Origin of the sequence: Glutamicibacter arilaitensis (assembly GCF_044793945.1) — a bacterium.
Lineage (GTDB): Bacteria > Actinomycetota > Actinomycetes > Actinomycetales > Micrococcaceae > Glutamicibacter > Glutamicibacter arilaitensis_B.
Map to the genome: position 1 here is coordinate 701,750 of NZ_CP084994.1, position 20,082 is coordinate 721,831.

The 20,082-nt window shown below is 61.6% G+C and carries 19 protein-coding genes; 12 read left to right on the top strand and 7 right to left on the bottom strand.

What is annotated here, in order from left to right; translation table 11 throughout:
* Positions 1–87: 87 nt before the first annotated feature.
* Both LG294_RS03330 and LG294_RS03335 read left to right on the top strand, forming a co-directional pair.
* Positions 88–1,020 carry a LysR substrate-binding domain-containing protein gene (locus LG294_RS03330; protein ID WP_404289492.1) on the top strand — a complete coding sequence of 311 codons (933 nt, stop codon included), beginning with the start codon at positions 88–90 and terminating at the stop codon, positions 1,018–1,020.
* A 174-nt stretch (positions 1,021–1,194) separates the two neighbouring features.
* Entirely contained in the window at positions 1,195–1,551 is a 357-nt protein-coding gene (locus tag LG294_RS03335; protein ID WP_404289494.1) for a VOC family protein, read from the top strand.
* Positions 1,552–1,567: 16 nt separating this feature from the next.
* On the opposite strand, the gene LG294_RS03340 is transcribed toward LG294_RS03335, so the two are convergent.
* Together LG294_RS03340 and LG294_RS03345 are read right to left on the bottom strand one after the other, a co-directional pair.
* On the bottom strand, positions 1,568–2,209 hold the full coding sequence (locus LG294_RS03340; RefSeq protein WP_404289496.1) for a response regulator: 642 nt from the start codon (positions 2,207–2,209) through the stop codon (positions 1,568–1,570).
* The gene (locus tag LG294_RS03345) at positions 2,206–3,426 is read right to left on the bottom strand and encodes a sensor histidine kinase (protein WP_404289498.1); all 1,221 of its coding nucleotides are present in this window, start codon (positions 3,424–3,426) and stop codon (positions 2,206–2,208) included. Before LG294_RS03345 ends, LG294_RS03340 begins: the two co-directional genes overlap by 4 nt.
* A gap of 118 nt (positions 3,427–3,544) precedes the next feature.
* Here LG294_RS03345 and LG294_RS03350 point away from each other — a divergent pair, with 118 nt between their 5' ends.
* From LG294_RS03350 to LG294_RS03370, 5 genes are all read left to right on the top strand, one after another.
* Positions 3,545–4,342, top strand: a complete 798-nt coding sequence (locus tag LG294_RS03350; protein ID WP_404289500.1) for a GAP family protein — start codon at positions 3,545–3,547, stop codon at positions 4,340–4,342.
* A gap of 77 nt (positions 4,343–4,419) precedes the next feature.
* Positions 4,420–4,923, top strand: coding sequence for a hypothetical protein (locus LG294_RS03355; protein ID WP_404289502.1), 504 nt, complete (start codon positions 4,420–4,422; stop codon positions 4,921–4,923).
* A 168-nt stretch (positions 4,924–5,091) separates the two neighbouring features.
* Positions 5,092–5,838, top strand: a complete 747-nt coding sequence (locus LG294_RS03360) for an exodeoxyribonuclease III (protein WP_404291619.1) — start codon at positions 5,092–5,094, stop codon at positions 5,836–5,838.
* Between the two features lie 48 nt (positions 5,839–5,886).
* Positions 5,887–6,876: a tryptophan--tRNA ligase gene (gene trpS / locus LG294_RS03365; RefSeq protein ID WP_404291621.1), complete on the top strand. Its 990-nt coding sequence runs from the start codon at positions 5,887–5,889 to the stop codon at positions 6,874–6,876.
* A 2-nt stretch (positions 6,877–6,878) separates the two neighbouring features.
* The gene (locus LG294_RS03370; RefSeq protein WP_404289503.1) at positions 6,879–7,415 is read left to right on the top strand and encodes a 2'-5' RNA ligase family protein; all 537 of its coding nucleotides are present in this window, start codon (positions 6,879–6,881) and stop codon (positions 7,413–7,415) included.
* A gap of 93 nt (positions 7,416–7,508) precedes the next feature.
* Here LG294_RS03370 and LG294_RS03375 read toward each other — a convergent pair whose 3' ends face one another.
* From LG294_RS03375 to sdhC, 5 genes are all read right to left on the bottom strand, one after another.
* Positions 7,509–8,981 carry a catalase gene (locus tag LG294_RS03375; protein ID WP_404289505.1) on the bottom strand — a complete coding sequence of 491 codons (1,473 nt, stop codon included), beginning with the start codon at positions 8,979–8,981 and terminating at the stop codon, positions 7,509–7,511.
* A gap of 337 nt (positions 8,982–9,318) precedes the next feature.
* Entirely contained in the window at positions 9,319–10,101 is a 783-nt protein-coding gene (locus LG294_RS03380; protein WP_404289507.1) for a succinate dehydrogenase iron-sulfur subunit, read from the bottom strand.
* On the bottom strand, positions 10,101–11,888 hold the full coding sequence (gene sdhA / locus LG294_RS03385; RefSeq protein ID WP_404289509.1) for a succinate dehydrogenase flavoprotein subunit: 1,788 nt from the start codon (positions 11,886–11,888) through the stop codon (positions 10,101–10,103). The genes LG294_RS03380 and sdhA overlap by 1 nt, the downstream gene beginning before the upstream one ends.
* A 48-nt stretch (positions 11,889–11,936) precedes the next feature.
* Positions 11,937–12,380 (bottom strand): succinate dehydrogenase hydrophobic membrane anchor subunit, encoded by a 444-nt coding sequence (locus tag LG294_RS03390; RefSeq protein ID WP_404289511.1) that lies wholly within the window; start codon positions 12,378–12,380, stop codon positions 11,937–11,939.
* 3 nt (positions 12,381–12,383) lie between these two features.
* The gene (sdhC, locus tag LG294_RS03395; RefSeq protein WP_170947871.1) at positions 12,384–12,797 is read right to left on the bottom strand and encodes a succinate dehydrogenase, cytochrome b556 subunit; all 414 of its coding nucleotides are present in this window, start codon (positions 12,795–12,797) and stop codon (positions 12,384–12,386) included.
* 247 nt (positions 12,798–13,044) lie between these two features.
* Here sdhC and LG294_RS03400 point away from each other — a divergent pair, with 247 nt between their 5' ends.
* The 5 genes from LG294_RS03400 to LG294_RS03420 all read left to right on the top strand — a co-directional run bounded on the left by LG294_RS03400 (position 13,045) and on the right by LG294_RS03420 (position 20,077).
* On the top strand, positions 13,045–14,157 hold the full coding sequence (locus LG294_RS03400) for a mannose-1-phosphate guanylyltransferase (RefSeq protein ID WP_404289513.1): 1,113 nt from the start codon (positions 13,045–13,047) through the stop codon (positions 14,155–14,157).
* 387 nt (positions 14,158–14,544) lie between these two features.
* Entirely contained in the window at positions 14,545–15,741 is a 1,197-nt protein-coding gene (locus tag LG294_RS03405; RefSeq protein ID WP_404291623.1) for an amidohydrolase, read from the top strand.
* Positions 15,742–16,004: 263 nt separating this feature from the next.
* On the top strand, positions 16,005–17,093 hold the full coding sequence (locus tag LG294_RS03410; RefSeq protein WP_404289515.1) for a BMP family protein: 1,089 nt from the start codon (positions 16,005–16,007) through the stop codon (positions 17,091–17,093).
* A gap of 123 nt (positions 17,094–17,216) precedes the next feature.
* Positions 17,217–18,848: an ABC transporter ATP-binding protein gene (locus tag LG294_RS03415; protein ID WP_404289517.1), complete on the top strand. Its 1,632-nt coding sequence runs from the start codon at positions 17,217–17,219 to the stop codon at positions 18,846–18,848.
* 20 nt (positions 18,849–18,868) lie between these two features.
* Complete coding sequence (locus LG294_RS03420; protein WP_404291625.1) at positions 18,869–20,077, top strand: ABC transporter permease; 1,209 nt, start codon at positions 18,869–18,871, stop codon at positions 20,075–20,077.
* Positions 20,078–20,082: the final 5 nt, after the last annotated feature.

Here is a 20,082-nt window from a genome sequence, read left to right on the forward strand (position 1 = left end):
GTTGTAAGTCACTACCTAGTGTTGCACCGCACAAACCTAAGGTAAACTTCAAAGATCTGCATAACAAATGAAGGCGAGCTTAAGAGTATGGCGAAGTTCTCCCTGCGGCATCTGGAAATCATGGCCGCGCTGCCCGAACATGCAACCCTTGGCTCGGCGGCTAGTGAACTGAAAATTTCGGAATCGGCCTTGTCGCAATCCATTACCGCCATCGAAAAAATCGCCGGCGAGCCTTTGTGCCTGCGCCGCAAAGCGCATGGCGTCTCAATGACCGCCTCAGGGGAGTACTTCGCATCGATGGCGCGGAAAATCATTGCCCAGGTCGACGAGCTGCAGGCAACCTTTCCGCATCAGGAGGGAAAACTGCGCGGCCCGGTGCGCTTTGGCTGCTTCGCCTCGCTCTCACCACATGTAGTCCCGGCACTGCTTGAAGGCTTTCCCCGGGTGCACCCGGACCTGGATGTCAGCGTGCGCGTGGGCACGCATGACGAACTGATCCCGGCGTTGAACTCCGGGGACCTCGACGTCGCCTTCGTCTATGACCTGTTGCTGCCGCAAGAGATGAATAAGCAGGTCATCTACGAGACCGAGATGCAGGTAGTGCTGCACCCCGAGCATCCGCTGGCGCAGCTTGAACGACCACTGGAATTAATCGATCTCGTGACGGAACCGTTGATCATGTACGAGTCGGTGCCGAGTACCGAATACACCATGCAGCTTTTCGCGGCCCGCGGACTGGTTCCGAAGATCACTGCATCTGTGCCGCAGATGATCTTGGTCAATGCGATGGTTGGCCGCGGATTGGGCTACGGGCTGCTGATGTCGCGCCCGAATAATGCCGAGCTTTCCCTGGAAGGGCGAAAACTCGCAATTCGCCGGCTCAACCCGCCAAATTACCCCAGCGCCGTCGTGGCGATCTGGCCGCGCAAGGCGCAGCTCTCGGCGCGAGTGCTCGCCCTGATCGACTATGCCATTACCGCCATGAACGAGTCCTGGCAGCGCGCGCAACCGGAGAACTAGTTCACCGCCGGCAGCTCGCCGGAATCAGCAGCTATCCATCGCTCCAAGCCACCTGCCGAACAGCCGCGCGATGCGAACTATTGCCTGGACGGGCACTATCGCTGGGCGGTGCGGCTGGGCATAATGGGAGACATCCGAAGCACGCACGACTTTTCAAGGCGAAGGGCTAAGGAAATGATTGGCACCTGGCAGGCCATGGTCATCGACTGTGAAGATCCCAGCGCGTTGGCCACTTTCTATGAGCAGCTTTTGGGCATGATTCGGCTCGATGATGAGCCGGACTGGGTGAGCATAGGTGATGCGCCGGACCGTCCCGGACTGGCTTTCCAAGCGGTCAGCCCCTATGTGGCCCCCGAATGGCCGGGACATCTGCACCCGCAGCAGGCGCACCTCGATGTGAAGGTCAAGGATCTGGATCTCGCGGAGCAGCAGGTGCTCGCACTCGGTGCCACGCTTACCGGTGAAGGCTCAAAAACCTTCCGCGTTTACCTGGACCCGCAACAGCATCCGTTCTGCCTGGTGAGCTGGTGAGCCGCGCAGATTTTGCCTAGCCCCAGTGCGCGAAGGCGATTTTCGCCGCCTGCAATCTGGAACTGACGGACAGCTTGCCCATCACCCGGGAAACGTGGGTCTTCACCGTCGTTTCCCCGATGCCCAAGCGCGCGGCGATCTGCGGGTTGCTCAGACCCGCGCCGAGCCCGGCCAGCACCTCCAATTCCCGGTCGGTGAGGGTGTCGGGCAACGGGGGCGGCACCGGGTGCGGGGTCAGCGCCGCCATTGCCTGCGCCACGACGCGGGAGGTCACCTCGGGGTCCAGCACCGAGGAACCGCGTGCTGCGGTTTTCACCCCGTCCAGGATCTGCGTCGGCGTGGAACTTTTCAGCAGGAACCCGTGCGCCCCTGCCTGCAGCGCACCGAATAGGTAGGCGTCATCGTCGAAGGTGGTCAACACGAGCACCCGGGCCAATTGCGCGGAGGCGATTTCGGCGGTCGCGGCGACCCCGTCGAGGATCGGCATGCGTAAATCCATGAGCACCACATCGGGGCGCAGCGCCTGGGCCATGTTCACCGCTTGCCTTCCGTCGGACGCCTCACCGAGCACTTCAATGGCGGAATCGGCCTCGAGAATCAGCCGGATCCCCATGCGCACCGTTGAGTGATCGTCGACGATCAAGGTTTTTATGCTCATCGCAGGTGACCGCCCTTTTGGGGTTCCGGATCGGTGGGGAATTCGCACCGTGCCCAGAAATTGTTGTCGCTGCCAAATTCGCAGTGCCCGCCAAGGGCATGCACGCGGGCACGGATATTATTCAGTCCGCTGCCGGCCCCGTGGCCCACGGCCTGCTCGGCAGCCGAGAGCGGATTGGAGGCTTGCACCTCAAGAGCGGAAAATGCGTGGACCAATTTCAGGCTCAACGTGCTGCCCGAAGCGTGTTTTGCGTGATTGACCAGCAACTCCCGCACCGTCCGGTACACGGCAGTTTGCGTTTCCTCGGGCACCGGAACCTCACCCAAGCGCGCCGAGTACTCGATGCGTTGCCCGGCCGCCCGAAAAGATCCAACCAATTCTGGCAGCCCCGCGAGATCAGCACGCAGCGCCGAGCTGTTGCCCTCATGCAGCATGCGCACCATCGCGGTCATCTCCTGCAATCCGGCCACGGATTCGGTGCGAATGCTTTCAAGCGGTATGCGAAGGTTCGCCCGGGTTGCCACCGGCTCGCGTTCCAGCAGGGCGCCGCTGAGCAACGCGATGGAGGACAATCGGGCGGAGAGCACATCGTGCATTTCCCGGGCCAGAGCGGTACGCTCCTCGACGACTGCCGCATGGTGTTCGGCCGTCAAACGATCCTCCTTCTGTGCCGCGCCGTCGGCCAACGCCTGCGCACGGGCGGTTTCGCTGCGCGCCAGATCCTTCGCCGTGCGCACATTCTGCGCCCACAGCATGGGGGTGAACAGCACGAAACCAGCCATGAAAACCGCGAGGACCGCCTCGCTGAAGGAATCGGTGGCCGCCCAAGTGATGCCTGCGAGCACCAGCGTGACCAGAGTCAACAAGATGAACGCCCAGCGTTGTACGGTTTCCGAGGCCAGCAGATACAGCGAGAACACCGCTTCGAAAAGCAGAAAATAGCCGCCGATGCTTCCCACTCCCAGCAGCAGCACGCCGACCAACGCCATCCAGCCCGAACTGAGCACGGTGAACCTGCGGCGCAGAAAAATTGCTCCCACCCCGAGCATCAGGATCGGGAACCACCAAGCGGCCAGTGGCGCGAGCATCGGCAACGGCGGATTCACCAGCGCCGTGAGATGCAGTACGGCGGTGAGCAGCACGTAGGTGATCGCCGTTTCCGGTTCCTGCTCACCGCTGCCGACCCGGCGAACCACTTGGGAGAATTTCGTACTCACCGGTTAAGCATCTCGTGCCGGCGGCCATCGGCGCGTCCTCCTAAAGTAGGACGGCCGGTGGCCCGATGCCGGACGCGCGCTGTGCCAGCTGCCGGTCATAGTGAAAAGCATGGACCTCATGCAGCAAGCCCCTGGCTTAGCACTTTTTCTTTTAGCACTTATCGATGCGACAAGCATCGGTACCCTGATCATCCCCATCTGGTTGCTGCTGCGCCGCAACTATCGCGCGGCTATCCCCAGGGTCATCGCCTACTTGGGCCTGATCGCAGGGTTCTACTGGCTGGTCGGCTTGGCCATCCGTTCGGGCTGGAATTTGGGAGCCGGACTGCTCCCTGAAGGATTTTTCCAGCATCCCACCACACGGCTGCTGATGATGCTTCTGGGCGCGGGAATGATCATTTGGGCGCTGACCTATCAGACCGACGCGCAGAAAGCCGCGAAAGCACGCAAGGCCCATGCCGGGAACGGCCCGGAGCCCGCGGCTGGAACCGGCGAAACGGGGCCCGAACTGAGGGTCCCGGGTAATCTGCAAGGTGCGTTGGGCCGGGCCATGGACAGCAAAGCCGGGCTGGTGGCATTGGCATTGGTGGCAGGATTGCTGGAACTTCCCACGATGCTGCCCTACCTTGGGGCAATGGCACTGCTGCACAACGTCGGCTGGTCCACGCCCGCCCAGATCTTGGTGCTGGCACTGTACTGCCTGGTCATGATCCTTCCGGCGCTGCTCCTGGTGCTCGTGCGCAGCCTGGCCGGGGACCGGCTCGATGCTTGGCTGCAACGCATCGGCAGCAAACTCAGCGGCTACGCCCAAGAGACCCTGGGCTGGGTGGTGGGCATCGCCGGCTATCTGATCATCCGCGCCGCGCTCGCCGGGGGCACCTTTGGAGAGCTCTTTGACTTTGAAATCGCTTTTTAGCCGCGCCGGGCACGCTGTGGGCGAACCGGAGAGCTGATAATTGGTCAGCCCGGAGGCAAAATGAGATAATTTCACCTATGGAACCTCTAGGCAGCACCGCGAAGCAGGGCAAGAAAGTCACCCTCAACGCATCGACTCTGGCCATGGCAGTGATGGTCGTCGTCCTCCTGGTGGCGGTCGTGTTCGCCGCCAACTCGAACGAGGTCGTCGGCTGGTTCATCGTCGCGATCTCCGCCGCTTGGCTGCTGCTTGCGGTGTTCATGATGTTCGGCCTGAAGCGCGGGGCGGAGAAGATCAACACCTCGCTGCGTGAGGCCACCGCGGCGGCCACCGGCCGCGCGCAGGGTGCCTCCACCGTCGTCGTCGACGAAGGCACCAGCCAGCGCGATATGAAGCTGGACCACTCCTTCAAGATCATCCAGGTGCAGGCCCGGGTGATCGCCGAACAGCGTGCGAAGAACGACGCAGGCTCCGCCGAGATGATCGACCGCGCTCTGGAAACCATCCAAATGACCGCGACGAACGCGCGCGACATGATGAAGCCTTCCGGCGAGGCGATCGACGGCGAGATCGTCAACTAATTTATTTTTATTACCGCGCAGCGCAACGTTCACGCCGAACGTTGCGCTGTCTTTTTGTAAGGTGGAACTGTGATACCTACCAGCGTGGAAATTTTGAGCAAGCTTCAGGGCGCCGTGCGCGTCGCCTCGGTCAACGTCAACGGCATTCGCGCGGCCTACAAGCGCAATATGCCCGACTGGATCGCCGCCCGCGATGTGGACATCCTCTGCCTGCAGGAGGTGCGCGCGCCGGATGCGATCGTGCACGAGCTGATCGGCGAGGGCTGGCACATTCTGCACGCCGAAGCCAAGGACAAGGGCCGTGCCGGAGTCGCGGTGCTTTCGCGCGCCGAGCCGACCGCCGTGCGCGGGCATATCGGCGAGGAGTACTTCGCGCAATCAGGGCGCTGGGTGGAAGCGGACTTCACCATGGAAGACGGCAGCACGCTGTGCGTGGTCTCCGCCTACGTGCATTCGGGCGAGTTGAACACGCAGAAGCAGGAGGACAAGTACCGTTTCCTGCAGCGCATGAACGTGCGCCTGGTGGAGCTGAAGAACGAGAAGGACCACGTGCTGGTGGTGGGCGATTTGAACGTCGTGCACACGCAGAAGGACATCAAGAACTGGAAGCCGAACCACAATAAACGCGCCGGCGTGATGGACGAGGAGATCGCCTACTTCGACGGGTTCTTCGGCGATCAGATCGGCTACAAGGACGTGGCCCGCGAACTGGCCGGCCCCGAGGCCCAAGGTCCCTACACCTGGTGGTCTTTCCGCGGACAGGCCTTCGACAATGACGCTGGTTGGCGCATCGATTACCACATGGCCACGCCGCAGCTCGCTGCGAAGGCCATCAAAGCCCACGTAGACCGCGCCTCGGCCTACGATCTGCGCTTCTCCGACCACGCACCATTGGTTATCGACTACCAGTTCTAGAAGGAACCACCATTGCTGAATACAACACGTCCCCGTGTCCTGTCGGGCATGCAACCCTCGGCCGACTCGCTGCATCTGGGTAACTACCTCGGGGCGCTGGTCAACTGGGTGAAGTCCCAGGACGACTACGAGGCGTTCTTCTTCATCCCCGATATGCACGCGATCACCGTGCCGCAGGATCCCGCCGAGCTGCGCAAGCGCACCCGGGTGACCGCGGCCCAGTACATCGCCGGCGGCATCGACCTGGAGAAGTCAACGCTTTTCGTCCAGTCCCAGGTTCCCGAGCACGCGCAGCTGGCTTGGGTGCTGAACTGCATCACCGGTTTCGGCGAGGCCAGCCGGATGACCCAGTTCAAGGACAAGAGCTCCAAGGGCGGTTCGGACCAGTCAAGCGTCGGGCTGTTCACTTACCCCATGCTGATGGCCGCGGATATCCTGCTCTACCAGCCGCAAGGGGTGCCGGTGGGCGATGACCAGCGCCAGCACGTGGAGCTGGCCCGCGATCTGGCCAAGCGCTTCAACCACCGCTTCGGCGAGACCTTCACAGTGCCAGAGGCCTTCATCCCGAAGGAAGGGGCGCGCATCTACGATCTGGCCAACCCCACCTCCAAGATGTCAAAGTCCGCCGAATCCCCGGCGGGGCTGATCAACGTGCTCGACGAGCCGAAGCTGATCGCCAAGCGCATCAAGTCCGCGGTCACCGACGCGGGCAGCGTCGTCGCCTACGACAAGCAGGAGAAGCCCGGTGTCTCCAACTTGCTGGACATTCTGGCGGCGATGACCGACCGCACGGTTCCGGCGCTGGTCGCCGAATTCGAAGGCAAGATGTACGGGCACCTGAAGGTTGCAGTCGCCGAGGCAGTAGTGGAACGGCTCACCCCGATCCGCGAGCGCACCCTGGAACTGCTTGATGACCCGGCGGAATTGGACCGGTTGCTGCTGGCAGGGGCCGCCAAGGCGCGCACGGTGGCCTCGGCCACCGTTGCCGACGTCTACGAAAAGGTCGGCTTCCTGCCGCCGCTGGGAAGCCACAGCTAACCGTGAGCGAGTCGCAGGCCGCAATGCACGAGCCCCGCTTCACGCTGGGGGTCGTCATTCCCGTGCCCGAACCACAACGCAGCTTGCTGCGTGACTGGCGTCGGGTTTACGGGGGAGCAGCCACCGCGCCGATCGCCCCGCATATCACCTTGATTTCCGGGTCCTACCTTCAGTCCTGGGATCAGGCGGCCAACCAGGTGCGCCGGGTTGCCCAAGGCAGCGCCCGCTTTACGGTGAGGCTGGCCTCGGTGGGCTCATTCCGTCCGGCCAGCGAGGTAGTGTATCTGCCGCTGAGCGAGGGGGCCGAAGAGTGCTGGGAGCTGCATCGGGCCCTGCTGGCCGACCAGTTGCGCCACGAATCGCAGTTCGAATACCACCCGCACCTGACGATCGCGCAAAACGTGCCGAGCGCGGACCTGGATTCCGCGCAGGAGCAATTGCGCGAGGCCGACCTGAGCTTCGAGGTGCGCTCCTTGCAGTTGTTCGACACCCGCGACGGGGCGTGGAACCTCAGCGAGGAGATCGGGCTGCGAGGCTAGCGGGACCCGAACTCACCGCAAAAATCCCGTGGAACAAAAATGTTCCACGGGATTTTTCATGCCACTTCGTGCGAGCGGGAGCCGGTTGCTTGCCTATTTGGCGCGGATGTTGGCTTCGATCTTCGCTCCGACCTCCGGGTCGATGTTCTTCCAGTACTCGATGGCGTTCGACAATACCGGTTCGATCACCCCGCCCAGGGCCCCGGTGACGGTTTCCACGAGTTCGGCACGCTGGGCGTCGTCCATCACTTCGCGCACCAGGATGCCTGGCTGGACGAAGTCTCCATCGTCCTCACGCAAGGTGTACGCCGAACGCACCAGCTCGCCGTCGGATTCGAAGGAGTTATCCACCGGCCCGGTCTGGTCGCTGTAGCTGTCGCCGAAGGAGTTCGGCGCGTAGACGCTGCGGTCCCCGGTGTGCTCGAAGGTCATATTGCCCTCGAAGTTGTACGAGTTGACCGGGCACTTCGGCTTGTTGACCGGCAGCTGCTGGAAGTTGGTGCCGATACGGTAGCGCTGCGCGTCCGCGTAGGCGAAGTTGCGGCCCAGCAGCATCTTGTCCGGGCTCATGCCCATGCCGGGGACCATATTCCCCGGGGAGAATGCTGCCTGTTCGATCTGCGCGAAGAAGTTCTCCGGGTTGCGGTTCAGCGTCATCGTACCGACCTTGATGCGTGGGTAGTCCTTCTTGGACCAGACCTTGGTCAGGTCGAAGGGGTTGTACCGGTAGGTCTTCGCCTCGTCGTACGGCATGACCTGAATGTACATGTCCCACTTCGGGAAGTTGCCTGCCTTGATGTTCTCGAAGAGATCGCGGCGGTGGTAGTCAGCGTCGGAACCTGCCAAGTTCTCCGCCTCGCCGCCACTGATGGTCTTGAAGTCGCCGTCGGCGCCCTGCTGGTTCAGGAAATGGTACTTCACCCAGAACTTCTCACCGGCGGCGTTGACCCACATATAGGTGTGCGAGCCGTAGCCGTTCATCTCGCGCCAGGTCTTCGGCAGGCCGCGCTCACCCATGAGGTAGGTGACCTGGTGGGCGGATTCAGGGTTCTGCGTCCAGAAGTCCCACTGCATGGTGCCGTCGCGCAGACCCGAGTCGGGCAGGCGCTTCTGCGAGCGGATGAAGTGTGCGAACTTCATCGGGTCGCGCACGAAGAATACCGGGGTGTTGTTGCCGACCAAGTCGAAGTTGCCTTCGGTGGTGTAGAACTTCATCGAGAAGCCACGCACGTCGCGCCAGGTGTCGGGGGAGCCGAGCTCGCCGGCGACGGTGGAGAAACGCATCAGGGTTTCGGTCTTGACGCCGGGCTGGAAAAGGGCCGCTTTGGTGTACTGCGAAACGTCTTCGGTCGTCTCGAATTCGCCGAAGGCGCCGGAGCCCTTGGCATGCGGACGACGTTCTGGAACGTTCATCCGGTTGAAATGCTGCATGGTTTCGACCAGGTGATGGTCGTGCAAGACGATCGGGCCGTCGGCACCTACGGTCAGGGAGTTGCGGTCGCTGACCGCCGGGATGCCTGCCTGGGTGGTCGAACCAGAGGGATTCACGTTCTTGTTCTCAGCCATTGCTTCTCCTTTGCGTGGAAATTACATGTTTGCAAGGTACGGGTTGGCCCCGTGTGATCCGCGTGCAGCTGCTGCGCGGAATCCCTGTGCATGGGCTTCAACCACGGACGCGGGGCGTGCATGGAAGTCAGTGAAATTTTTGGGAAGCTGCCGTCGCCGCTGACGCGGAATGCTGCCTGGTCGAAGCTACCGTCAGCTCCCTTATTGCCCATCATGCCACGAATTAGAATCGATCAAAATGCGCTGTCGGGAATTCCTCGGCTGGTTGCCAGCGGTTAACGCGAAGAGGGCCCGAACCAGTTGGTTCGAGCCCTCTTCGCGGGTTAAGGCAGAATCCTTAGACGGTGCGGGACAAGATCGCCTGCTTGACCTCGGCGATAGCCTTGGTCACCTGGATGCCACGTGGGCATGCTTCGGTGCAGTTGAAGGTGGTGCGGCAGCGCCACACGCCTTCCTTGTCGTTCAGGATCTCCAGACGCATGTCGCTTGCATCATCGCGCGAGTCGAAGATGAAGCGGTGTGCGTTGACGATTGCTGCCGGGCCGAAGTACTGGCCATCGGTCCAGAAGACCGGGCAAGAAGAGGTGCACGCGGCGCAAAGAATGCACTTGGTGGTGTCCTCGAACTTGGCGTGGTCCTCTGCCGACTGGTAACGCTCGCCGGAAGGCTCATGGCCCTTGTTGATCAGGAACGGCATGACCTCGCGGTAGGACTGGAAGAACGGTTCCATGTCGACGATGAGGTCCTTTTCAAGGGGCAGGCCCTTGATGGCTTCAACGGTGATCGGCTTGGAGGTGTCCAGATCCTTGAGCAGGGACTTGCAGGCCAGACGGTTGCGGCCGTTGATGCGCATTGCATCGGAACCGCAGACGCCGTGGGCGCACGAGCGGCGGAAGGACAGCGAGCCGTCATGCTCCCACTTGATCTTGTGCAGGGCATCGAGCACGCGGTCCGTGCCGTACATGGTCAGCTTGAAGTCTTCCCAGTAAGCGTCAGCGGTGCTCTCCGGGGTGTACCGGCGAACGCGCAAGGTGATGTCGAAGGTAGGGATCTCTCCGCCGCCGCCGACACCTGGCTTCAGTTCAATCTTTGATGCTGGTTCCGGAAGTTCCGTGCTCATTAGTACTTACGCTCCATCGGCTGGTAACGGGTGAAGATTACGGGCTTGGTTTCCATGCGAATGCCGGAAATGCCCTCGGTGGTAGCCGTTGCGTCGCGGTACGACATCGAGTGCTTCATGAAGTTCTCGTCGTCGCGGTTCGGGTAATCTTCGCGGTAGTGTCCGCCGCGTGATTCCTTACGGTGCATGGCTGCAGCGGTCATGACCTCTGCCATGTCCAGCAAGAAGCCAAGCTCGATGGCCTCAAGGAGGTCAAGGTTGAAGCGCTTGCCCTTGTCCTGGACTGAAACGTTCTTGTAGCGCTCGCGCAGTTCCTCGATGACTACCAGTGCACGATCCAGCGAATCCTTGTCACGGAACACCTGGACGTTAGCGTCCATGATGTCCTGAAGTTCCTTGCGCAGTACTGCAACGCGCTCGGTACCGGTGGAGTTCAGCATGGAGTCAATCTGGGAGCTGGTGAACTTCTCTGGATCCTCTGGAAGCTCCACGAAGTCGGCGGTGGCCGCGTACTTCGCTGCCGAGATACCGGCGCGCTTACCGAACACGTTGATGTCCAGCAGCGAGTTGGTGCCCAGACGGTTTGATCCGTGCACCGAAACGCAGGCGACTTCGCCGGCTGCATACAGACCCGGGATCACGGTGTCGTTGTCCTGCAGGACCTCGGCATCGATGTTGGTCGGGATACCGCCCATGACGTAGTGCGCGGTCGGGAAGACCGGAACTGGTTCGGTGTACGGCTCGACGCCCAAGTAAGTACGGGCGAACTCGGTGATGTCCGGAAGCTTCGCATCGATATGCGCAGGCTCCAGGTGGGTCAGGTCGAGCAGCACGTAGTCCTTGTTTGGACCACAGCCGCGGCCTTCGCGCACCTCATTGGCCATCGAACGCGCGACGATGTCACGCGGTGCGAGGTCCTTGATGGTCGGAGCGTAACGCTCCATGAAGCGCTCGCCCTCGGAGTTACGCAGGATTGCGCCTTCGCCGCGGGCAGCTTCGGAGAGCAGGATGCCCAAGCCGGCCAGGCCGGTCGGGTGGAACTGCACGAATTCCATATCTTCGAGCGGGATGCCCTTACGGAAGGCGATGCCCATGCCGTCGCCGGTCAGGGTGTGTGCGTTCGAGGTGGTCTTGAAGACCTTGCCAGCGCCACCGGTTGCGAAGACAACCGACTTGGCCTGGAAGATGTGCAGCTCGCCGGTAGCCAGATCGTAGGAAACGACGCCGGCAACACGCTTCTGCTTGTAGGCGGTGCCGTCCTCGCGGTAGGCATCCTCCTCAACCATGAGCATGTCAAGTACGTAGTACTCGTTGTAGAACTCAACGTTGTGCTTGACGCAGTTTTGGTACAGGGTCTGCAAAATCATGTGACCGGTACGGTCCGCTGCGTAGCATGCGCGACGTACGGCGGCCTTGCCGTGGTCGCGAGTGTGGCCGCCGAAGCGACGCTGATCGATCTTGCCATCCGGGGTGCGGTTGAACGGCAGACCCATCTTTTCCAGATCGAGCACGGCGTCGATGGCTTCCTTCGCCATGACCTCGGCTGCGTCCTGGTCCACCAGGTAATCGCCACCCTTGACGGTGTCGAAGGTGTGCCACTCCCAGTTGTCTTCCTCGACGTTGGCAAGTGCTGCACACATGCCACCCTGGGCGGCACCGGTGTGCGAGCGGGTTGGGTAAAGCTTGGTAAGCACTGCGGTGTGCGCGCGCTGACCGGACTCGATCGCGGCACGCATACCTGCACCACCGGCACCGACGATGACTACGTCGTACTTGTGTACCTGCATTCTTGATGCTCTCTTTTCTGAAAAATCTGTGTGGCTAAAAAAGGGGTTTTAGCACTGTGGCAACGGGCTGTTCACAATGCAAGGATCGAAGGTGAAGATCACCAGGGAGCCAAGCACGATGATGAAGACTGTCGACACGTAGAGGATGCCCTTGAGCCATGCACGGGTTGCGTGCTTCTCGGCGTAGTCGTTGATGATGGTGCGAACACCGTTGGTGCCGTGCAGCATCGCCAACCAAAGCAGCGCCAAATCCCAGAACTGCCAGATTGGTGAGGCCCACTTGCCGGCAACGAAGCCGAAGGAGAGGCCGTTGACGCCCTCGCCGGTCAGCAGGTTGGCGATCAGGTGGCCGAAGATCAGAACGACTAGGGCTACGCCGGATAGGCGCATGAACAGCCATGCGAGCATCTCGAAGCTGCTGCGGGACTTTGGTCCGCGGACATACTTCGGATCTATACGCTGGCTACGGGGGGCAGCAATTTCTGCGCTCATGGTTTAGTGTCCTCCGAATGCAAGCGAGAGGTGACGGATTGCGAAGCCGGCAAATACTACGACCCAAACGCCGATGACGCCCCACAATAGCTGGCGCTGGTACTTGGTGCCCTGCTTCCAGAAATCAACCAAGATCAGACGCAGACCATTGAATGCGTGGAAGAGGATGGCGGCGACCAAAGCGGTTTCACCGAGTGCCATCAGGGGGTTTTTGTACGTGGCTATCACTGCGTCGTATGCACTGGCATCGACGCGTACAAGTGCTGTATCAAGCACGTGCACTAAAAGAAAAAGGAAAATAACGACACCGGTGACCCGGTGTCCCACCCAGGACCACATGCCTTCACGGCCGCGGTATAGGGTGCCTGACGAAGTCTTCGACACTGAACTAAACCTCCAAGGCTCGCAACGGCGCATGTGTATATTGCACACAATGAGATTTGACGCACTTGTGCGAGCGTTCCTTGTGCGAGTCTAAACCACATATGAGCCTTGGTTCTATCTTGAGTCTCGCCCTTGTGAGTATGTTCACCGAATAGTGGCAAATATGCGCCAGAAGGCCGGAAATACGCGCGTAATAACGCATAGACACGTTTCGTATTTATTGGTCGTTCAATGGCCTCAATGACCGGGTTTGCCCACCGAATGAATTAGTGTTGTGCTCGTGAATGCAGACCTTTTAGCGCGATTCCATGGCGTGATTCCGGCCGGTGGTGTCGGAACCCGACTGTGGCCCCTCTCCCGAGCCTCGGCTCCCAAATTCCTGCACGATCTCACCGGCTCGGGTTCGACCCTGATCCGTGCGACGTACGACAGATTGGTGCCATTAGCCGGTGAACGGATTATGGTCGTCACCGGCCGCGCCCACCGCGGGGCCGTCATGGACCAGCTTCCGGAGCTGTGCGATGAGAACCTGGTGCTCGAGCCGGAGCCGCGTGATTCGGCGGCCGCGATCGGACTGGCCGCTGCCATTTTGTATCGCCGTGACCCGAATATCATCATGGGCTCCTTCGCCGCCGACCAGGTCATCGGACCGGTGGAGATTTTCCAGAAGGCCTTGAACGAAGCGATCCATACCGCAGCCACGGGCAAGATCGTGACTATTGGCATCCACCCGACGCATGCGTCGACTGCCTTTGGCTACATCAAGGCCGGCGAATTGCTCGACGTTGCCAACGCGCCTACTGCCCGCGCGGTCGTGGAATTTGTTGAGAAGCCAGATGAGGATACGGCCCGCGGCTACCTGGCCGGAGGCGGATTCCTGTGGAATGCCGGAATGTTCGTTGCCCCCGTGGGGCTGATGCTCGAACATCTTCAGGCGAACGAACCAGATTTGCATGCGGGTCTGATGCGCATCGCCGAGGCGTGGGATACCGATGAGCGCGAAGCAGTTATGAACGAGGTCTGGACCGACCTGCCCAAGATCGCGATCGACTACGCGGTGGCCGAGCCCGCCGCGGCAGCCGGCGACGTCGCGGTGATTCCAGGGGTGTTCAACTGGGATGATGTCGGCGACTTTGCCGCCATCGGCCGGCTGAATAAGGCCAGCGAAGACACCGGGGTGATTTCTCTGGGAGAGAACGTCCGGGTGTACTCGGACAATGCCACCGGCGTGGTCTACGGAGATCGCCCGCGCGTGGTCGCGTTGATCGGAATCGACGATGTGATCGTTGTGGATACAGTCGACGCCTTGCTCGTCACGACCAAGGAGCACGCTCAGAAGGTCAAGCAGACGGTGGAGAAGCTCAAGGCCTCCGGAGCTACCGACGTGCTCTAGCACGCGCAGTTTTCAGACGCCCGTGATCAACCTGGAAAGGTTGGCCGCGGGCGTTTTTCTGTTTTTCTGGCTGTGAGCACAGCGGCGGAGGCCAGGCTGTTGGCAATTGGCTGAACCGTGGCATGGCACCAAATCCGGTCATCGGGTTGCGCGATCCGGCTGCCTCGGCAAAGGCCGGGTTGGTGAGCGCAGACCCGAAGATTTGATCACCGCTTGGCGAGCCAGGTGCCGATTTGATCAGCGGGGATTAATGTACGACCTTGGCATGCCCCCGGCCCGCGATGAACCAGGGTGTGGGGCGGGACTGTATTGCGTAATTCGACTCAAGGTTACGGCCCGGCTGGTCAGCCGATTCCTCGACGGCGTATTCTCACAGGGGTGACCACCGTGAATGAAAATGGCAAGCTGGCTTCCGTCCAACCGTGGACCGAGCCGCTGTTGCCCGCGCTGATCGACTTCCGTCGCGAGCTGCACCGCAACCCAGAACTGTCCTTCGCGGAGCACCAGAGCACCGCGCGAATTCTCGAGGCGTTGCGCGCCGCCGGGCTCGAGCCGGTGGCCATGGAGCATACCGGTGCGTTCGTCGACGTAGGAGCTGGGCCGATCAGGCTGGGGTTGCGCGCGGATATCGATGCGCTACCGGTGGTGGAAGAGACCGGACTGGATTTTGCCTCGATGACCGACGGGGTGGCCCACGCCTGCGGCCACGACATCCATACCACCGTGATGCTTGGCGTTGCGCTGGCCTTGCAGCGGATGGACGAAGCCGGGGCGCTGCACGGAAAAATCCGAGTGATCTTCCAGCCCGCCGAGGAAAAATTGCCCGGCGGCGCACTGGCCGTGATCGAGCAGGGAATTTTGGATGAGGTGCCCCGCGTGCTGGCCTTGCACTGCGATCCGCGGATCGACGTGGGTAAGATCGGCACCCGCATCGGGGCAATTACCTCGGCCAGCGACACCATTCGCATCGAGGTCAACGGCCGCGGCGGGCATACCTCGCGTCCGCACTTGACCGAAGATATTGTTTTCGCGATGAGCCAGATCGCCACCCAGGTCCCGGCGGTGCTCGGCCGCAAACTCGATGTGCGCTCGGCCGTGTCGGTGGTTTGGGGGCAGATTCATGCCGGAAGCGCCCCGAACGCGATTCCAGCAACCGGCTACCTGGCCGGAACCATGCGTTGCCTGGACGGCGAGGTCTGGTACGCGGCAGGTGAGCTGCTTGACGCGACGGTCCGCCAGGTGGCAGCCCCCTATGGGGTGGAGATCAAGATGCAGCATACCCGCGGGGTACCGCCGGTGATCAATGCTCCGAGCGAGACCGCGTTGATCGAAGATGCGGCCCGCCGGGAATTTGGTGCGGCCTCGATCGAGCTGACCCCGCAATCCATGGGCGGGGAGGATTTTGCCTGGATGACGCAGAAGGTACCGGGGGCAATGTTGCGCCTTGGCACTCGAACCCCGGGAGGCAAGACCTTCGACCTGCACCGCGGGGACTATAACCCAGATGAACGATGCATTGGAACGGGCGTGCGCTTAATGACCTCCGCGGCGGTGCAGGCCATCGACGAAGCACTGGCCAACTAGGGGAAACCCAAAAGTTTTTAACAGTTCTTTGAAGCTTTAACAAACCGTCATCTGACTTGGCGTTAGAGGTTAAGCGCTTGCCGTAACGTGTTCGGGAAGTTACCGGTTTGTAATCTTCCACGTCTTTACCTATGTCGTATCTCCGATAGGCTATGGAAACGATGGGAAAGCTAGTACTTTTGTGCCGCTCGCGAAGGCCATCTTCGCGAGGTTACAGGTTCCTCGCCTCCCGGTAATCTCGCACTTCACTCATGGAGGTTTAGATGCGCTTTGTATCGCGCAAGACCGGTATGGCTGCGGCCATGCTCGGCATTTCGGCTTTGGCATTGAGCGCCTGTGGCGCCGCTCCAGAAGAAACCGGCGGAGCTGCCGGCAACTCTGACTACATTGGCTGCATCGTTTCCGACTCGGGCGGATTTGACGACCAGTCCTTCAACGAATCATCGCACCGCGGCCTGACGGCCGCTGCAGATGCCATTGGTTTCACGCCACGCGAGGCAGAGTCGAAGTCGAACTCCGACTTCGCCACCAACCTCACCGGCATGATGAACGCCGGCTGCAACCTGACGGTCACCGTCGGATTCCTGCTGGGCGATGCAACCGCTGAAGCCGCTGCCGCTAACCCGGAAAAGCACTTCGCGATCGTCGACTTCCAGTACGAGAAGCAGATCGAAAACGTCAAGCCAATCATCTATGACACGGCTCAGGCAGCCTTCCTGGCCGGCTACGCAGCCGCTGCCGCCTCGGAGACCGGCACCGTTGCCACCTTCGGCGGCATCAAGATCCCAACCGTCACCATCTTCATGGACGGCTTCGCCGACGGCGTTGACAAGTTCAACGAAGATAAGGGCGAGGACGTCAAGCTGCTGGGCTGGGACAAGAAGAAGCAGGACGGCACGTTCACCGGCGACTTCGAAAAGCAGGATAAGGGCAAGCAGGTGACCAAGAACTTCATCGACAACGGTGCAGATGTGGTCATGCCTGTGGCAGGTCCGGTAGGCAAGGGAGCCGGCGCTGCGGTGCAGGACGCCAACAAGGCCGGCAAGGACGTCAAGCTGGTTTGGGTTGACTCCGACGGCTACGTGACCGCGCCTGACTACAAGGACGTCATGCTCACCTCGGTCGTCAAGACCATGGACAAGGCAGTCGAAGAGGTTATCGTTTCCGATGCCGATGGAAACTTCGATTCGACCCCATATGTCGGAACGCTGGAGAACGAGGGTGTTGCCCTGGCTCCATTCCACGACTTCGACTCAAAGGTTTCTGACGAAACCAAGGCAGAGCTGGAGGCCCTGAAGGCCTCGATCATCTCCGGTGAGCTGAAGGTTGAATCGGCAGCCAGCCCTAAGTAGGGTTTGCACCACCACAGAATAAGTCATCCGAGCGCGTCACCGCTCACCGCCTGAGCGGTGTGCAGGTGACGCGCTCTATGACTGCCCACCCGCCAGTAACCGAACAACGAAGATGGTGGAATCGTGAAACTCGAACTACGAGGAATCTCGAAAGCCTTCGGTTCTTTCTACGCCAATAAAGACATCGACCTTGTCGTCGATGATGCCCAGATCCACTGTTTGCTCGGTGAGAACGGCGCGGGAAAGTCCACGCTTATGAACGTGCTCTACGGTCTGTACCAACCGACCGAGGGGCAGATCCTGATCGATGACAAGCCGGTGGCATTCTCCGGTCCCGGCGATGCCATGGCCGCCGGCATCGGCATGGTGCACCAGCACTTCATGCTGATACCGGTCTTCAGCGTCGCGGAGAACATCGCCCTGGGCGCCGAAGCCACCAAGGCAGGCGGCGTGCTGGATCTGCAGGTCACGCGCAAGAAAGTCCGAGAAATCTCCGATCGCTACGGGTTCAACGTCGACCCGGACGCGATCGTCGAGGATTTGCCGGTCGGCGTGCAGCAGCGCGTGGAAATCATCAAGGCACTGGTCCGCGAGGCGAAGGTGCTCATCCTCGATGAGCCAACCGCGGTGCTGACCCCGCAGGAAACCGACGAGCTGCTGGACATCATGCGCCAGCTCAAAGCCAACGGCACCTCGATCGTGTTCATCTCGCATAAGCTGCGCGAGGTGCGCGCGGTGTCCGATGTGATCACCGTGGTCCGCCGCGGCCTGGTGGTCGATTCGGTCGCACCCGAAACCTCCACCACCGAGCTGGCGAACCTGATGGTCGGACGCGCCGTGCAGCTGAACCTGAACAAGGAAGCGGGCATCCCGGGGGAGGCCAGCCTCGCGGTGCGCGAGCTGAGCGTCATCAGCCCCGCCGGCACCACCACCTTGGACCGGGTCTCCTTCGACATCCACCAGGGCGAGATCCTCGCCGTGGCCGGGGTGCAGGGCAACGGGCAAACCGAACTGACCGAGGCAATTCTCGGCACCCAGCCGGTGAACGGCGGGTCGATCAAGCTCGATGGGCAGGAACTGGTCGGCAAGTCGGTCAAGGCGGTGCTGCGCTCGGGCGTCGGCTTCGTTCCCGAGGACCGCTCGGTGCACGGGCTGGTCACGCAGTTCTCCATCGAAGAGAACCTGATCTTGGACCTGTACGACCGAAAGCCCTTCGGCAAGGGCATTTCGATGAATCTGGATGCGATGAAGAAGAACGCGAGCAAGCAAATCGCCGACTTCGACGTGCGCACCGACAACCCGCTGAACCCGGCCTCCAGCCTTTCCGGCGGCAACCAGCAGAAGGTCGTGATGGCCCGCGAGTTGAGCCGCGACTTGAAGCTGTTCATCGCCTCGCAGCCCACCCGCGGCGTGGATGTGGGCTCCATCGAATTCCTGCACCGGCGCATCGTCGCCGAACGCGACAAGGGAACCCCGGTGCTGATCGTATCCACCGAGCTGGACGAGGTCATGGAACTGGCGGACCGGATCGCGGTGCTCTACAAGGGCAGGATCAACGGCATCGTGCCGGGCAACACCTCCCGCGAGGTGCTCGGCCTGATGATGGCCGGAGTCTCCCAGGAGGACGCCATCAGCCAGGCCAGCTACGTGAAGGCGGACGCCGAACCGATCGAGGCGCAGCCGGTGCCAGCCGAAAGCAACCCCGAGAACCAGGCCCAGACTCAAAACAACGCAGCGGAAGGAGAAGCGCAGTGAGTGACAAAGCAATCGGCGAAATGCCTCCCGCCGGCAAGCCGGTAGCGCCGCCCGAGGGCAAGGCACCGGATAACGAGCTGTTCCGCAAGATCACCCAGGGCCCGGGCATTGTCTCGCTGCTCGGCGTGATCGTCGCGTTGGTCATCGGCGGCCTGCTGGTAGCGGTCACCGATAAGAAAGTGATCGAGACCTCCGGCTATATCTTCGCCCGGCCGAGCGATTTCTTCACGCAGCTGTGGCGCGCGGGAACCGAAAGCTATGTGGCGCTGTTCAACGGCTCCATCTACAACTCCGCCCAGGGCTTCTCGCCGTTCTTGGAGACCTTGACGGTCTCCACCCCGCTGATCTGCGCGGGCTTGGGCGTTGCCTTGGCTTTCCGCGCGGGCATGTTCAACATCGGCGCCCAGGGGCAGATTATCATCGGAGCCACGATGGCCGGCTATGTCGGGTTCGCCTGGCACCTGCCGCTGGTGCTGCACCTGCTGCTGGTGATCCTCTTCGGGCTGCTCGGCGGCGCGCTCTGGGGCGGGCTGGTGGGCTTGCTCAAGGCCCGCACCGGCGCGCACGAGGTGATCTTGACGATCATGTTCAACTACGTGGCGCTGTACCTGCTGGACTTCTTGATGAACACCACCGCGTTCCGCCGTCCCGGCGAGACGAACCCGATCTCCCCGATCCTCGATTCCAACGCGACCTTCCCGGCGATGCCCGGGTCCCGGTTGCACCTGGGTTTCCTCATGGCGATCGGGCTGACGGTGCTGGTGGCCTGGATGCTCAAGCGCTCCACGCTCGGCTTCGAATTCCGCGCGGTGGGGCATAATCCGGAAGCAGCACGCACCGCCGGGGTGAACGTCGCACGGACTACCATCCTGGCGATGGCCTTCGCCGGTGCGCTGGCCGGTGCCGCCGGTGTCGCACAGGTGGCCGGCACCGAGAAGGTGCTCACCGCCGGTGTAGCCGGTTCGCTCGGTTTCGACGCGATCACCGTGGCGCTGCTGGGCCGCTCCACCCCGTGGGGGACTTTCTTCGCCGGGCTCTTGTTCGGTGCCTTCCGTGCCGGCGCGGTGAATATGCAGATCTCCACCGGTACCCCGATCGACATCGTGCTCGTGGTGCAGTCGCTGATCGTGCTGTTCATCGCCGCGCCGCCGCTGGTGAAATCGATCTTCGGCATGAACCCCAAGCGACGCTCGCGCGTCACCGAAACCACCAAGGCAGGTGCCAAGTGACCACC